Source organism: Streptomyces atriruber (genome assembly GCF_001418325.1).
In the GTDB taxonomy this organism is placed as follows: domain Bacteria; phylum Actinomycetota; class Actinomycetes; order Streptomycetales; family Streptomycetaceae; genus Streptomyces; species Streptomyces atriruber.
On sequence record NZ_LIPN01000414.1, the window covers coordinates 1 to 15,827 of the forward strand.

Sequence of the window (15,827 nt, forward strand, 5' to 3'; positions counted from 1 at the left end):
GGGGGGAGAGCGGGGGTCGTCCCCACGGTCCGACTCGGGGGGGGAGGAGCCAGACCGGGTTAGCACGGTCGCGAACGATCCGTGACTTCCATGGTGTACCCGAGAGCCTTCTCAGGCAAACCCACGCGCCTCAGCTTACGCCGAATGGTGGGCGCCTATGCTCGGCCTCGTGGAAAACCACTCCTTGCCCCGCACTGCCGCGTTCTTTGACCTGGACAAGACGGTCATTGCGAAGTCGAGCACTCTCACCTTCAGCAAGTCGTTCTACCAAGGTGGCCTGATCAACCGCAGAGCGGTACTGCGGACCGCGTACGCGCAGTTCGTGTTCCTCGCGGGCGGCGCCGACCACGACCAGATGGAACGGATGCGCTCATACCTGTCCGCACTGTGCCGCGGATGGAACGTGGAGCAGGTCAAAGAGATCGTGGCGGAGACCCTGCACGACCTGATCGACCCCATCATCTACGACGAGGCGGCCTCCCTCATCGAGGAACACCACACCGCGGGCCGCGACGTCGTCATCGTCTCCACGTCGGGCGCCGAGGTCGTCGAGCCGATCGGGGAGCTCCTCGGCGCGGACCGGGTGGTGGCGACCCGCATGGTGGTCGGGGACGACGGCTGCTTCACGGGCGAGGTGGAGTACTACGCGTACGGCCCCACCAAGGCTGAGGCGGTCAAGGGGCTCGCGCAGTCGGAGGGGTACGACCTCGACCGCTGCTACGCCTACAGCGACTCGGCGACCGATCTGCCGATGCTGGAGTCGGTGGGGCACCCCTTCGCGGTCAACCCGGACCGCGCGCTGCGCCGCGAGGCCCTCACGCGCGCGTGGCCGATCCTCGACTTCCACCGTCCGGTGCGCCTGAAGCAGCGCCTGCCCGCGCCGCCCAGGCCCGCCCTCGTCGCCGCCGCCGCGGTGGGTGCCGCCGCGGCCACGGCGGGCCTGGTCTGGTTCGCCAGCCGGCGCCGTGCGGCCACCGGCTGACCGAGAGCCCTGCCGCCGCGCGGCCCGGCCGCCCGGACGTCTCCGCAGCCCGCGCACCCCCGTGGCCCGGCAAGCACAGCGCGGCCCCGCAAGTCCGCCCACGCCCACTCGACGAGCTCGTCCGATTCACGCCTGTTTGAACCTAAAAGTAAAGAAGTGCGGCCAGCACTTCCGCTTATCCCAGGACAGGAGTACAAAGGAGTCAACGGCCCGCGAGACCAAGGACATCCGAGAGGATCACCTTCAAACGCAGCAAAGGCCCCACGGACCGAAGCATGGACATCGAGCACCCACGCGACGTCGACCCGTCGATTACGGGCCAGCCGCACCAGGTGACGGGCAATGTCCCGACCTGATGGGCAACACTTCGAGGACGCTTGGTAACCCGGTGAACATGCCAGCGGCGGTACGGATTCCGTACCGCCGCAACCCTGTTCGGGCCCCTTTCGGCCAGCCCCTCACGCAGCGCCGCGCTGCAGCGCCTCACAGACCGCCGTCGACTCCCTGACGCCGAGCTCGACCGCCTTGCCACAGTGGGCGATCCAGGCGGCCATCCCCTCCGGCCTGCCGGACGCATAGCCGTCGAGGGCCGCGACATAGGCCGCCCGCCCCAGCTCCGCGTATCCCGCCTCGGCCGGGCAGACCGACTTCGGGTCGAGGCCGCTGCCCACCAGGACGATGCGCTCGGCCGCGCGCGCGACCAGGCCGTTGTGCGAGCCGAAGGGGCGCAGGCTGATCAGTTCGCCGTGGACGACGGCCGCCGTCACCAGCGCCGGCGCCGAGCTGCCCGCGATGATCAGCTGGGCCAGCCCCTCCAGGCGGCCCGCCACCTCGTCCGCGTCCGGCAGCGGAAGCTCGACCAACGGCTCGTCGACGGGCTCGCCCGCAAGGCGCGGCCGGCCCGCGCCCTCCGCGGAGTCGGCCGCGGCGACCAGGTGCAGGCGCGCGAGGACCCGCAGCGGCGACTGCCGCCAGATGGACAGGAGCTGGCCGGCCTCCGCGGTCAGCCGCAGGGCCGCGCCGACGGTGCGCTCCTCGCCGTCACCGCTGAAGTCGGTGCGCCGACGCACCTCTTCGAGGGCCCACTCGGCACCGGAGAGCGCCGCGGAGCCCCGGGCACCGCGCAGCGCCGCCTCGGAGGTGATCTCGTTGCTGCGGCGTCGCATGACCCGGTGTCCGTAGACCCGGTCCACGGCCTTGCGCACGGAGTCCACGGAGTCGGCCACGCCGGGGAGTGCCCCGAGGGCCGCGAGCGGATCGGCTGTCGTACTCATGAGTACGACCCTACGTACTTCCGGGCCCCGCTCCACGAAGGAGTGGTCTTCTTCACGCACATGCCGCACACAGGGTGAGCGAGCCGCTACGCTTCGTGGTTATGAAAATCGCTTTCGTCGGGAAGGGCGGCAGCGGCAAGACCACGCTGTCCTCGCTCTTCATCCGCCACCTCGCAAGCACCGGCGCCCCCGTCATCGCGGTCGACGCCGACATCAACCAGCACCTGGGCCCCGCCCTGGGCCTCGACGAGGCAGAGGCCGCCGAGCTGCCCGCCCTCGGCGCGCGGCTGCCGCTGATCAAGGACTATCTGCGGGGCTCCAATCCACGGATCGCCTCCGCGGACACGATGATCAAGACAACACCCCCCGGTGAGGGATCACGTCTCCTGCGCGTGCGCGAGGCGAACCCCGTGTTCGACGCATGCGCGCGGCCCGTGGAACTCGACGACGCCACCGTCCGTTTGATGGTCACCGGGCCGTTCACCGAAGCCGACCTCGGTGTCGCCTGCTACCACTCCAAGACGGGAGCGGTGGAGCTCTGCCTGAACCACCTGGTCGACGGCCGTGATGAGTACGCGGTCGTGGACATGACCGCGGGCTCGGACTCCTTCGCCTCCGGCATGTTCACGCGCTTCGACATGACGTTCCTGGTCGCCGAGCCGACGAAGAAGGGGGTCTCCGTCTATCGCCAGTACAAGGAGTACGCCCGGGACTTCGGCGTCAGCCTCGCCGTCGTCGGGAACAAGGTGCAGGGCCAGGACGACATCGACTTCCTGCGCGAGCAGGTCGGTGACGACCTCCTGGTGACCGTCGGGCACTCGGACTGGGTGCGTGCCATGGAGAAGGGCCGCCCGCCCCGCTTCGAGCTCCTGGAGGAGGAGAACCGCCGCTCCCTCCAGGCGCTGCAGGCAGCGGTCGACGGCTCGTACGAGCGCCGGGACTGGGAGCGGTACACCAGCCAGATGGTCCACTTCCACCTGAAGAACGCGCAGAGTTGGGGCAACGAGCGGACGGGAGCCGACCTGGCCGCCCAGGTCGACCCCTCCTTCGTGCTGCGCGAGCGGATGACCGCCACGGCCTGAACAGGCCGCAGGGTGCTACTGCTTGGCCGCCGGAGCGCCCGGGACGCCCTTCGGGGCCGGTGCGGGCTGGGCGGAGAGGAACGCCGCCCAGCCTTCCTTCGGCGCCTTGCCGACCGGAAGCCCGGTCAGCTTCGCCAGCACCTTCGGATCCTGTGCGTCGAGCCAGTCCGCGAGTTGGCGGAAGGAGACGCAGCGCACGTCCCGCTTGGTGCAGACGGATTCGATGGTCTCCTCGACGGCGCGCATGTACGTGCCGCCGTTCCAGGACTCGAAGTGGTTGCCGATGATCAAGGGCGCGCGGTTGCCCTTGTAGGCGCGGTCGAAGCCCTGGAGCAGGCCGTCACGCATCTGGTCGCCCCAGTACTCATGCTTGGACGGGTCACCGTGCGAGGTCGAACCGGACTGGTTGACCATGAAGTTGTAGTCCATGGTGAGCGTCTCGAACTTGCGGCCGGGCACCGGGACGAGCTGCATCGACAGGTCCCACAGGCCTTCCTTCTTCTTGGGCCAGAGCTGGTTGTTGACGCCGCTGGTGTCGTAACGGAAGCCCAGCTCGCGGGCCGCGCGCATGAAGTTCTTCTGGCCTTCGAGACAGGGCGTGCGGGCGCCGATCAGTTCCTTGTCGTAATCGAAGGGCAGGGGGTGCGCCTTCTTCATGCCCGTGTTCGTCTTCCAGGCCTTCACGAAGGACTTGGCCTGGTTGATCTCGCTCTTCCAGTCCTCGACGGACCACTCGCCCACCCCGCGGCCGGCGCCGCAGAAGTGACCGTTGAAGTGGGTGCCCACTTCGTTGCCCTCGAGCCAGGCGCCGCGGAGCTGCTCCACGGTGTCCTTGATTCCCTTGCGGTCGTTGAAGCCGATGTCCGAGCTGCCCGCCATGTGCCGCGGCGGGTTGTAGAGGCTCCGCTTCCCCTCCGGGAGCATGTACACGCCGCTGAGGAAGTAGGTCATCGTCGCGTCGTTCCGCTTGGCGACCTTGCGGAAGTGCGAGAACAGCTTCTGACTGTCCTCGCCCGCGCCGTCCCAGGAGAAGACCACGAACTGCGGTGGCTTCTGGCCCGGCTTCAGACGGGCGGGTCTGGGCAGATTCGGCTGTTTCCCGGTGAAGGCCGTGGAGCCGTCGCCGATCATGCGGACGGCGCTCTTGGGGGCGGGGGCACCGGCCCCCTTCTTCGCGCCCTGGGCGCCCTCTTTCGCACCGGTGCTGCCGTCGGCGCAGCCGGCCAGTGCCGCTCCGCACGCCACGAGGGCGGTCAGGCTCGCGGTGATCCTCCGGGTGGCGGCCATGTTCCGCCCACCTACTTCCGTGCAAGTCGGGACAGTTTCGACCGAACCTCGCACGGTGGCCGGAATCTGATGTTCCGACGAGCCGATTAAATTTCTTATTCACTCACTGGGGTGATTAATTGCCCCATTTGCCATAAAAATCCCTCCCAGACCTTTACCCTGGATTACGATCCGTTTACCGAGAGTTGAGAAATCCCGCCGCTGCACGCCGTGACCCACGGCCGCGATCTGCCCTCCGTCGACCTTCGGAGGACCCCTTGTCCCGCGACCGCGCTGCCCCGGAGGAGACGGGAAACATGTCTGCCTGCGTCCCCACTCGCACCCCTGACTCGGCTCATACGCCCAGCGCCAACAACCCCCACGCCCCACCGCCCGGCAAGAGGTTCCGCATCGCCGGTGCCGACCTCTCCGCGTCGGTCGCCGTCTTCCTGATCGCCCTGCCGCTGTCGCTGGGCATCGCCCTCGCCACCGGAGCACCGCTCCAGGCGGGCCTCGTCGCGGCCGCCGTCGGCGGCATCCTCGCCGGAGCGCTCGGCGGATCACCGCTGCAGGTCAGCGGCCCCGCCGCCGGCCTCACCGTCGTCACCGCCGACCTCATCCACCGGTATGGATGGCGCACCACCTGCGCCATCACCGTCCTCGCCGGACTCGCCCAACTCGGCCTCGGATGCCTGCACGTGGCGCGCACCGCGCTCGCCGTCAGCCCCGCCGTCGTCCACGGCATGCTGACCGGCATCGGGGTCACCATCGCCGTCGCCCAGCTGCACATCGTGCTCGGCAGCACCCCGCAGAGCTCCGTGCTCGACAACCTCCGGGCGCTCCCCTCCCAGCTGGCCGACCTGCATCCGGCCGCCCTGACGATCAGCGTGCTGACCCTGGCGATCCTGCTGCTCTGGCCACGGATTCCCGGGCGGGTGGGGCGCATCACCCGCGTCATGCCCGCGGCCCTCATCTCCGTCGCCGCCGCGACGGCCTTCTCCGCGCTCGCCGGACTCCGGGTCGACAAGGTCGACCTGCCGTCCTGGCGCAGCCACGCACTGGTCGGGCTGCCGGAAGGGCCCGCGCTCGGGCTCGTCGCCGCCGTGCTCACCATCACGCTGGTGTGCAGCGTGCAGTCGCTGCTCGGCGCCGTCGCCGTGGACAAGGTCGTCGCGGGCCAGGCCGAGCTGCACCCGGGCGTGCGCCGCTCCGACCTCGACCGCGAGCTGCTCGGCCAGGGCGCGGCGAACATCGTGTCCGGAGCGCTCGGCGGGCTCCCTGTCGCAGGCGTCGCCGTGCGCAGCATGGCCAACGTCCGCGCGGGCGCCGTCAGCAGGAACTCCACGATGCTGCACGGCGTTTGGGTAGTAGTGGCAGCACTGCTCCTGGTCCCCGTCCTGGAGCTGATCCCCCTGGCCGCCCTGGCCGCCCTCGTCATGGTCGTCGGCATCCAGATGGTCAGCCTGAACCACATCCGCACCATCACCCGCCACCGCGAGATCGTCGTCTATGCCGTCACGAGCCTCGGTGTGGTCTTCCTCGGCGTCCTGGAGGGTGTGGCGCTCGGTGTCGCCGTGGCCGTCGGCGTCTCGCTGCACCGGCTCGCCCGCACCCGGATCACCCACTGCGAGGACGCGGGCGTCCATCACGTGCGGGTGCGCGGGCAGTTGACGTTCCTCGCGGTGCCGCGGCTCAGCAAGGCGCTGCACCAGGTGCCCCACGGGGCGGACGCAATGGTGGAGTTGGACGGATCCTTCATGGACCATGCGGCGTACGAATCGCTGCAGTGCTGGCAGGACTCGCACACCGCGCACGGCGGCAGCGTCGAGGTCACCGGTCGCGCCGGGACCCGTATCGCCGTCCCCGCCGGGGCCTCCGGCCCGCGCAGCCGGGAGCTGGTGGGTGCGTCCCACTCCTGCTGCAGGCCGTGGGCGCCGTGGCGCAACCACCACTGCGACCGCCCTCAGGAGGAGGGGCAGGACGGACTGGAGGGGAGGCGTCCCAGCGGGCACCAACTGGCCAGCGGGATCAGCGCCTTCCAGCGGAACACTGCGCCCCATGTGCGCGGCGAGCTGGCCAGGCTCGCGCGCGAGGGTCAGCAGCCCGCACAGCTCTTCCTGACCTGTGCGGACTCCCGGGTCGTCACATCGATGATCACATCGAGCGGCCCCGGCGATCTCTTCGTCGTCCGCAACGTGGGCAACCTGGTGCCGCTGCCGGGCGCCGAGAGCGGTGACGACTCGGTGGCCGCCGCCATCGAGTACGCGGTGGATGTGCTCAAGGTGCGGTCCATCACCGTGTGCGGGCACTCCGGATGCGGTGCCATGCAGGCGTTGCTCAGCACTCCGCCGGGCGGCGCCCAGACACCGCTGAAGCGGTGGCTGCGGCACGGCCTGCCGAGCCTGGAGCGCATGGGCGCGCAGGACAGGGCATGGGCACGCCTCGCCGGTCGCGCGCCTGCCGATGCGGTCGAGCAGCTCTGCCTCACCAATGTGGTGCAGCAACTGGAGCACTTGAGGGCGCACGAGTCGGTGGCGCGCCGACTTGCCGAAGGTGATCTTGAGCTGCACGGTATGTACTTCCACGTCGGAGAGGCGCAGTCCTATCTGCTGACGGAGGGCAGCGGTGCCGAGCCGCTTCCCGACGAGGTCTTCGATCAGGTGGCGCCCACAGCGCAGGCGGAGGCCGAGCGGACCCCCTCCGGGTAAAGGTCTAAACCAATTTTCGGCAGACCCTTGTCACCACGGGTTGCGTCTGATGAGCTGTGGCTTCGGACACAACGGTGCCCCCGGCAAAGCAGCGCAAGGGAGATGTCGTGAGCAACGAAAGCCTGGCCAACCTCTTGAAGGAGGAGCGTCGCTTCGCGCCGCCGGCGGAGCTGGCAGCCGCCGCCAACGTCACGGCGGAAGCGTACGAACAGGCCAAGGCTGACCGGCTCGGCTTCTGGGCCGAGCAGGCCCGCCGGCTGACCTGGGCCACGGAGCCGACCGAGACGCTCGACTGGTCGAACCCGCCGTTCGCCAAGTGGTTCGCCGACGGGAAGCTCAACGTCGCGTACAACTGCGTCGACCGCCATGTGGAGGCGGGCAACGGCGACCGGGTCGCGATCCACTTCGAGGGTGAGCCCGGCGACAGCCGGGCCATCACCTACGCCGAGCTGAAGGACGAGGTCAGCCGGGCGGCCAACGCCCTGACCGAGCTGGGCGTCGAGAAGGGCGACCGCGTCGCCGTCTATCTGCCGATGATCCCCGAGGCGGTCGTCGCGATGCTGGCCTGTGCCCGCATCGGCGCCGCCCACTCGGTGGTCTTCGGCGGCTTCTCCGCGGACGCCATCGCCGCCCGCATCAAGGACGCCGACGCCAAGGTCGTCATCACCTCCGACGGCGGGTACCGCCGGGGCAAGCCCTCCGCGCTGAAGCCCGCCGTGGACGAGGCCGTCAGCCGCGTCGACGGCGTCCGGCACGTCCTGGTCGTCCAGCGCACCAAGCAGGACGTGGCGTGGACCGAGGGCCGCGACGTGTGGTGGCACGAGGTCACGCAGAAGCAGTCCGCCGAGCACACCCCCGAGGCCTTCGACGCGGAGCACCCGCTCTTCATCCTCTACACCTCGGGCACCACGGGTAAGCCGAAGGGCATCCTGCACACCTCCGGCGGCTACCTCACGCAGGCGGCGTACACCCACCACGCCGTCTTCGACCTCAAGCCCGAGACCGATGTCTACTGGTGCACGGCCGACATCGGCTGGGTCACGGGCCACTCGTACATCACGTACGGCCCGCTGGCGAACGGCGCGACGCAGGTGATGTACGAGGGCACCCCCGACACCCCGCACCAGGGCCGCTTCTGGGAGATCGTCCAGAAGTACAAGGTCAGCATCCTGTACACGGCGCCCACGGCCATCCGTACGTTCATGAAGTGGGGCGACGACATCCCCGCGAAGTTCGACCTCAGCAGCCTGCGGGTGCTCGGGTCGGTCGGTGAGCCGATCAACCCCGAGGCGTGGATCTGGTACCGGAAGAACATCGGCGGCGACACGTGCCCCATCGTGGACACCTGGTGGCAGACCGAGACCGGCGCGATGATGATCTCGCCGCTGCCGGGCGTCACCGAGACCAAGCCGGGCAGCGCCCAGCGCGCCCTGCCGGGGATCTCCGCCACCGTCGTCGACGACGAGGCGAACGAGGTGCCGGACGGCGGCGGTGGCTATCTCGTCCTGACCGAGCCGTGGCCGTCGATGCTGCGCACCATCTGGGGCGACGACCAGCGGTTCATCGACACGTACTGGTCGCGCTTCGAGGGCAAGTACTTCGCCGGTGACGGTGCCAAGAAGGACGACGACGGCGACATCTGGCTGCTCGGCCGGGTGGACGACGTGATGCTCGTCTCCGGGCACAACATCTCCACCACGGAGGTCGAGTCGGCGCTCGTCTCGCACCCGGCGGTCGCCGAGGCGGCGGTCGTGGGCGCGGCGGACGAGACGACCGGACAGGCCATCGTCGCCTTCGTGATCCTGCGGGGCACGGCGAACGCCGAGGACGAGGGGCTCGTCGCGGAGCTGCGCAACCACGTCGGTGCCACGCTCGGCCCGATCGCCAAGCCGAAGCGGGTCCTCCCGGTGGCCGAGCTGCCGAAGACCCGGTCCGGCAAGATCATGCGCCGGCTGCTGCGGGACGTCGCGGAGAACCGCGCGGTGGGTGACGTCACCACGCTCGCCGACTCGTCCGTGATGGATCTCATCCAGACCAAGCTCCCGGCCGCGCCGAGCGAGGACTGACCCAGGGAAGCAGCGGGTTCACGTACGCACAAAGGAGCCGTCCGGCAGCGTGCCGGACGGCTCCGCTGTGCTTAAGGTGAAGATCACCGGATACGTCCGGGCGTACGTTAGGTAAGCTAAGAATCGCGTCAACAGCGCGTCAAGAACGTGACGGGACGCGACGAGAAGTACCTAGGTGCGCCGGGAAGTCTGGTCGGCATGTGCTCTGCCCTGCCCGCCCGACCGGAGGTCGAATCTCGTGACCGCCCCTGCCCCCGACCGCAGCAACAACCGCAAGGTGCTCGGACGTCTCTCCCTTCCCGAGCGCAACTTCGTCGCGGACGCCCTGCGCGCCGAGACCGTCGGCGGTGTCCTGCTGCTCATCGCCGCGGTCGCCGCACTGATCTGGGCGAACACGGCCGGCGACTCCTACGACTCCATACGGAGCTTCCACCTCGGCCCCGGCTCCCTCGGGCTCGGCCTCTCCATCCAGCACTGGGCGGCCGACGGCCTGCTCGCCGTCTTCTTCTTCGTGGCCGGCATCGAACTCAAGCGCGAGCTGGTCGCGGGCGATCTGCGCGACCCCAAGGCGGCGGCGCTGCCCGTCGTCGCGGCGCTCTGCGGCATGGCCGTGCCCGCGCTCGTCTACTTCCTCACCAACACCGTCGGCGGCGGCTCGATGGACGGCTGGGCCGTGCCGACCGCCACCGACATCGCCTTCGCGCTCGCGGTCCTCGCCGTCATCGGCACCTCGCTGCCGTCCGCGCTGCGCGCCTTCCTGCTGACCCTCGCCGTCGTCGACGACCTCTTCGCGATCCTGATCATCGCGGTCTTCTTCACCAGCGACCTCAACTTCGCCGCGCTCGGCGGCGCCGTCCTCGGCCTCGTCGTGTTCTGGCTGCTGCTCAGGAAGCGGGTGCGGGGCTGGTACATCTACGTTCCGCTGGCGCTCGCCATCTGGGGCCTGATGTACAACAGCGGCATCCACGCCACCATCGCGGGCGTCGCCATGGGTCTGATGCTGCGCTGCCACAAGGAGGGCGAGGGCGCCGAGATCGAGGAGCACTCCCCCGGCGAGCACATCGAACACCTCGTACGTCCCCTCTCCGCGGGCCTGGCCGTGCCGCTGTTCGCCCTGTTCAGCGCGGGAGTGGTGGTCTCGGGCGGCGCGCTCGGCGACGTGTTCACCAAGCCGGAGACGCTCGGCGTGGTCCTCGGCCTGGTGGTGGGCAAGGCGGTCGGCATCTTCGGCGGCACCTGGCTCGCGGCACGCTTCACCAAGGCGGAGCTGAACGACGACCTGGCCTGGCCCGACGTGTTCGCCGTCGCCTCACTGGCGGGCATCGGCTTCACCGTCTCGCTGCTGATCGGCGAGCTCGCCTTCACCGAGGATCCGCTGCTCACCGACGAGATCAAGGCGGCCGTCCTGACGGGCTCCCTGATAGCGGCCCTGCTCTCCGGGATCCTCCTGAAGATGCGCAACGCCAAGTACCGCAAGCTGTGCGAGGACGAGGAGCGCGACGACGACCTCAGTGGTGTCCCCGACATCTACGAGATGGACGACCCGGAGTACCACCGCCGCATGGCCGTCATCTACGAGAAGAAGGCCGCGGAGCACCGAAGGCTTGCCGAAGTAGCGGGTGGGGAACGCGAGGATGGCAGCGGTCCGGCATGATCTGAGCAGACATATCTCAGAAGAGATCAGAAGAGAAAAAGGGGAGAACGCGATGAGCTCACCCGACGGCCCCGTCGGCGCCGAGCGCAGCCTCGGCCAACTGGTCGCCACGGCGACCGGTGAGATGTCCGCGCTGGTGCACGACGAGATCGCGCTGGCCAAGGCTCAGCTGCGACAGGACGTCAAGCGCGGCGCGATCGGCGGTGGCGCGTTCGCCGCGGCCGGAGCGGTCCTCATCTTCTCGCTGCCCATGCTGAGCTTCGCGCTCGCGTACGGCATCCGGACCTGGAGCGACTGGAACCTCGCCGTCTGCTTCCTGCTGTCCTTCGCCGCCAATGTGCTGGTGGCCGGGCTGCTCGCGCTGATCGGCGTCGTCTTCGCCAAGAAGGCCAAGAAGGGCAAGGGCCCGCAGAAGGTCGCCGCTTCGGCCAAGGAGACGGCCGCCGTACTGGGGAACGTCAAACCGCATCCCCGCACGGTGAGCCCTGCGGGTGCAGTCGACGTCCGAATCGGTGAGACGGGGGCCACTGTGGCACGCTCGTCCTCATGACGGACCCCGCCGCCCCATCGGCCCAACCCACCGCCTCGGTCGTACGCATCGAGGGACCCTGGACCCACCGGGATGTGGCCGCCAACGGCGCGCGCTTCCACATCGCCGAGATGGGGGACGGGCCGCTGGTCCTGCTCCTGCACGGCTTCCCGCAGTTCTGGTGGACGTGGCGGCACCAGATGGTGGCGCTCGCGGACGCCGGTTTCCGGGCCGTCGCGATGGACCTGCGGGGCGTGGGCGGCAGCGACCGCACGCCCCGCGGCTACGACCCGGCGAACCTCGCCCTCGACATCACGGGCGTGGTGCGCTCCCTCGGCGAGCCGGATGCCGCGCTCGTCGGGCACGACCTGGGCGGATACCTCGCGTGGACGGCGGCCGTGATGCGGCCCAAGCTGGTGCGCCGCCTCGCCGTCTCCTCGATGCCGCACCCGCGGCGCTGGCGCTCGGCGATGCTGTCGGACCGCAAGCAGAGCGCCTCGGCCTCGTACGTGTGGGGCTTCCAGCGCCCCTGGGTGCCGGAGCGTCAACTCGTCGCCGACGACGGAGCCCTGGTGGGCCGTCTGGTGCGGGACTGGTCCGGTCCGAGCCTGCCGGACGACGAGGCGGTCGAGACGTACCGGCGTGCCATGTGCATCCCGTCTACGGCGCACTGCTCGATCGAGCCGTACCGCTGGATGGTGCGGTCGATGGCACGGCCCGACGGCATCCAGTTCAACCGCCGCATGAAGCGCCCGGTGCGGGTGCCGACGCTGCATCTGCACGGCTCACTGGACCCCGTGATGCGCACGAGGAGCGCGGCGGGATCGGGCGAATACGTCGAAGCGCCCTACCGTTGGCGGCTGTTCGACGGCCTCGGACACTTCCCGCACGAGGAGGATCCGGTGGCGTTCTCCACGGAACTGGTGAACTGGCTGAAGGATCCCGAGCCGGACCGGTGAGGGTTCGCGGCGTGGGGCGTGGAGATTTCCGAGGTTTTCCCGAGCCGCATGCGAACGCCTGTCCTACGAACGCCAATTGCCTCGCGCATAGGCCAATTGGGGCCCCTGTGCGCGGTTACCGACCATGAGGCACGGGCAGACGTCGGGGTATGGGCTGGACGCACGACTACAGTGACGTAGCACGCAATCGCCGCTCGGCCACAGCGCTGAACAGCCGTGAGAGGGGCGGGCCACAGGATCCGGGCCACCACGGCCCCCCTCAAGAAATGGGCATTCCCCGCATTCTCCGCCGGAGGGCCCGCTGGGTCTCCGCGCGGCTCCGGCACACGCGCGACTGACCTGTTCCGCGACTGATCCCGTTCTCCGGGCCCCCCGACCGCCGCTCTAGAGCGCGCAGCCCTGGCTGTCGACCTCCTGGTTGGCGGTGCGGCCCCGCTCGATGTCCGCGCGCACCTCGTCCACCGTCAGCGCATAACCGGTGTCCGGGTCGTCGAGGGACTTCGCGAAGACCACGCCGTAGACCTTGCCGTCGGGCGTGAGCAGCGGGCCGCCGGAGTTGCCCTGGCGGACGGTCGCATAGAGCGAGTACACATCGCGGCGCACGGTGCCGCGGTGGTAGATGTCCGGGCCCTTGGCCGTGATGCGGCCGCGCACGCGCGCGGGACGGACGTCGTAGGGCCCGTCCTCGGGGAAGCCCGCGACGATGGCTCCCGCGCCGCTGGGCGCGTCCTTGGACGTGAACTGCAGGGGCGGCGCCTTCAGCGTGGGCACGTCCAGTACGGCGATGTCCCGCTCCCAGTCGTAGAGCACGACCTTCGCGTCGTACATCTGGTTCTGATCGCCTATCTGGACCGTCGGCTCGTCCACGCCACCGACCACGTGCGCGTTCGTCATCACGCGGCGGTCCGCGAAGACGAATCCGGTGCCTTCGAGGACCTTGCCGCAGCTGTGGGCCTCACCGCGGACCTTCACGATGGAGCGCTTGGCCTTCGTGGCGACCTCGCTCTTGGCGAGCTTGGGGTCCGGCGGCTGGACGTCCTTGATCGGCTCGTTCGAGAACGGGCTGAAGACCTGCGGGAAGCCGTTGCGCGCGAGGACCGAGCGGAAGTCCGAGAACCAGGTGTCGGCCTGCCCGGGCAGGGCACGGTCGACACCGAGCAGCACCTTGGAGCTGCGCAGCTCCTTGCCGATCGTCGGCAGCGTCGCGCCCGCGACGAGAGAGCCGAGCAGCCAGGCGACGAGCAGCATCGCCACCACGTTCACCAGGGCGCCGCCCGTGGCGTCCAGGGCACGGGCGGGCTGCCAGGTGATGTGTCTGCGCAGCTTGTTGCCGAGGTGGGTGGTGAAGGCCTGGCCGATCGAGGCACAGACGATCACGATGACGACGGCCACCACCGACGCGGTCGTACTCACCGCGGCCGCGTCGTCGTCCGTGAGCGCGTCCCAGACGATCGGCAACAGATAGACGGCGATGATGCCGCCGCCGAGAAATCCGATCACCGAGAGGATGCCGACCACGAAGCCCTGGCGATAGCCCACGACCGCGAACCACACGGCGGCGAGCAACAGCAGGACGTCCAGCACGTTCACCGATTCAATCCTCGCCTCGCATCGCGGTCGCCCGTTCCACGCAACCTTGTCATGCGCGCCAGTCGAGCGGGACCTGCCTGCTGCGGTCCCAAGGGCGCTCCCAGCCCGCGAAGTGCAGGATTCTATCGATCACTCCGGCCGTGAAACCCCAGACCAGAGCGGACTCGACGAGGAACGCGGGGCCGTGGTGACCGCTGGGGTGCACCGCCATCGCGCGATTCGCCGGGTCCGTGAGATCGGCCACGGGAACCGTGAAGACCCGGGCCGTCTCGTTCGGATCGACGACGCCCACCGGGGTCGGCGTGCGCCACCAGCCGAGCACGGGTGTCACGACGAAGTCGCTCACGGGGATGAAGAGGCGGGGCAGCTCGGCGAAGAGCTGGACGCCCCGGGGGTCGAGTCCCGTCTCCTCCTCGGCCTCGCGCAGGGCGGCCCGCAGCGGCCCCTCGCCCTGGGGGTCGCCGTCCTCGGGGTCGAGGGCGCCGCCGGGGAAGGAGGGCTGGCCGGCGTGCGAGCGGAGGGACCCGGCGCGCTCCATCAGGAGCAGCTCGGGGCCCTGATCGCCCTCTCCGAAGAGGATGAGCACGGCGGACTGGCGCCCGGCACCGCTCTCCGGAGGCAGGAAGCGGCTCAGCTGGAGCGGCTGGACGGTCTCGGCGGCGTGGACGACCGGGTCGAGCCAGGAGGGCAGGCCTGCCGTACTGAGCAAGGGGGTGCCGTCCTGGGCGGCCTGGGCGGTGCGTCTGCCGTGCTCGTCGTGGGTCCTGGCCTCGTGCGGCGCGCGGCCCGCGTGATCCGCGTGCGGCGTGCGGCCCGCGCGGGTCGAATGGTTCGTGTCGCCGTCCATGGCGTTCGTCGTCTCGCTCGCGTGCGTCATCGGCACCCCCGTCCGTGTCTGGACAACGCTCTCTCCCCTGCGGTTCGTTCCACCCTGCTCCGGCGTCACCTCAGCCCGCGGCGAGCGGGGGCGCCGGCTTGCCGGGATAGTCCGGCGGCGGCTTGAGGCGCTGGCCCGGGAGGCCGCCCATCTCGTACTTCAGCAGCTTCTTCGCCTTCTCCGGGTCCGTCTCGCCCTCCCCGTACGACGGGCAGAGCGGGGCGATCGGGCAGGCGCCGCAGGCGGGCTTGCGGGAGTGGCAGATGCGGCGGCCGTGGAAGATCACGCGGTGCGAGAGCATCGTCCACTCGCTCTTCGGGAAGAGCTCGGCGACGGCCGTCTCGACCTTCTCCGGGTCGGTCTCCTCGGTCCACTTCCAGCGGCGGACCAGGCGGCCGAAGTGGGTGTCCACAGTGATGCCCGGGACGCCGAAGGCGTTGCCCAGCACCACGAAGGCGGTCTTGCGGCCCACTCCGGGCAGCTTCACGAGATCCTCTATGCGGCCCGGGACCTCGCCGCCGAAGTCGTCCCGCAGCGCCTTCGCCAGGCCCATGATCGACTTGGTCTTGGCGCGGAAGAAGCCGGTCGGTCTGATCAGCTCCTCGACCTCCTCGGGGACGGCCGCGGCGAGGTCCTCCGGAGTGGGGTACTTGGCGAAGAGGCGCGGGGTCGTCTGGTTCACGCGCAGGTCGGTGGTCTGGGCGGAGAGGACCGTGGCGACCAGGAGCTCGAAGGGGTTCTCGAAGTCCAGCTCCGGGTGTGCGTACGAATACACCTCGGCGAGCTCGCGGTTGATCCGCCGGGCGCGGCGGACGAGGGCGGTGCGGGACTCCTGGGGGG

Annotated in this window: 13 protein-coding genes; 8 read left to right on the forward strand and 5 right to left on the reverse strand. The window is 69.8% G+C overall.

From position 1 onward, the window contains the following. Positions 1-157: 157 nt before the first annotated feature. Positions 158-982: an HAD family hydrolase gene (locus AOK03_RS34180; RefSeq protein WP_055569268.1), complete on the forward strand. Its 825-nt coding sequence runs from the start codon at positions 158-160 to the stop codon at positions 980-982. A gap of 458 nt (positions 983-1,440) precedes the next feature. Here the strand turns inward: AOK03_RS34180 and AOK03_RS34185 are convergent, their stop codons facing one another. Further along, positions 1,441-2,256 (reverse strand): Fic family protein, encoded by an 816-nt coding sequence (locus tag AOK03_RS34185; RefSeq protein ID WP_055569269.1) that lies wholly within the window; start codon positions 2,254-2,256, stop codon positions 1,441-1,443. A 101-nt stretch (positions 2,257-2,357) separates the two neighbouring features. Between AOK03_RS34185 and AOK03_RS34190 the strand changes: the two genes are divergently transcribed. Continuing rightward, positions 2,358-3,338, forward strand: coding sequence for an ATP-binding protein (locus tag AOK03_RS34190; protein ID WP_055569270.1), 981 nt, complete (start codon positions 2,358-2,360; stop codon positions 3,336-3,338). Between the two features lie 15 nt (positions 3,339-3,353). On the opposite strand, the gene AOK03_RS34195 is transcribed toward AOK03_RS34190, so the two are convergent. After that, complete coding sequence (locus AOK03_RS34195) at positions 3,354-4,625, reverse strand: polysaccharide deacetylase family protein (protein WP_055569271.1); 1,272 nt, start codon at positions 4,623-4,625, stop codon at positions 3,354-3,356. 296 nt (positions 4,626-4,921) lie between these two features. On the opposite strand from AOK03_RS34195, the gene AOK03_RS34200 reads away from it, so the two are divergent. From AOK03_RS34200 to AOK03_RS44465, 6 genes are all read left to right on the forward strand, one after another. Then, the gene (locus tag AOK03_RS34200) at positions 4,922-7,312 is read left to right on the forward strand and encodes a bifunctional SulP family inorganic anion transporter/carbonic anhydrase (RefSeq protein ID WP_055569272.1); all 2,391 of its coding nucleotides are present in this window, start codon (positions 4,922-4,924) and stop codon (positions 7,310-7,312) included. A 107-nt stretch (positions 7,313-7,419) separates the two neighbouring features. Further along, complete coding sequence (gene acs / locus AOK03_RS34205; protein ID WP_055569273.1) at positions 7,420-9,378, forward strand: acetate--CoA ligase; 1,959 nt, start codon at positions 7,420-7,422, stop codon at positions 9,376-9,378. Positions 9,379-9,616: 238 nt separating this feature from the next. After that, entirely contained in the window at positions 9,617-11,032 is a 1,416-nt protein-coding gene (gene nhaA, locus AOK03_RS34210) for a Na+/H+ antiporter NhaA (RefSeq protein WP_055569274.1), read from the forward strand. 52 nt (positions 11,033-11,084) lie between these two features. Beyond that, a complete protein-coding gene (locus AOK03_RS34215) occupies positions 11,085-11,582 on the forward strand; it encodes a phage holin family protein (protein ID WP_055569275.1) in 498 nt (165 codons plus the stop codon). After that, complete coding sequence (locus AOK03_RS34220) at positions 11,579-12,520, forward strand: alpha/beta fold hydrolase (RefSeq protein ID WP_055569276.1); 942 nt, start codon at positions 11,579-11,581, stop codon at positions 12,518-12,520. The genes AOK03_RS34215 and AOK03_RS34220 overlap by 4 nt, the downstream gene beginning before the upstream one ends. A 149-nt stretch (positions 12,521-12,669) precedes the next feature. Further along, a complete protein-coding gene (locus AOK03_RS44465; RefSeq protein ID WP_079075134.1) occupies positions 12,670-12,858 on the forward strand; it encodes a hypothetical protein in 189 nt (62 codons plus the stop codon). Between the two features lie 46 nt (positions 12,859-12,904). On the opposite strand, the gene AOK03_RS34225 is transcribed toward AOK03_RS44465, so the two are convergent. The 3 genes from AOK03_RS34225 to nth all read right to left on the reverse strand — a co-directional run. Next, positions 12,905-14,110, reverse strand: coding sequence for a MarP family serine protease (locus AOK03_RS34225; RefSeq protein WP_055569277.1), 1,206 nt, complete (start codon positions 14,108-14,110; stop codon positions 12,905-12,907). Positions 14,111-14,159: 49 nt separating this feature from the next. After that, a complete protein-coding gene (locus AOK03_RS34230; RefSeq protein ID WP_244177861.1) occupies positions 14,160-14,987 on the reverse strand; it encodes an NUDIX hydrolase in 828 nt (275 codons plus the stop codon). A 70-nt stretch (positions 14,988-15,057) separates the two neighbouring features. Further along, the coding region (gene nth, locus AOK03_RS34235) for an endonuclease III (RefSeq protein ID WP_055569278.1) at positions 15,058-15,827 on the reverse strand (770 nt) is incomplete at its 5' end.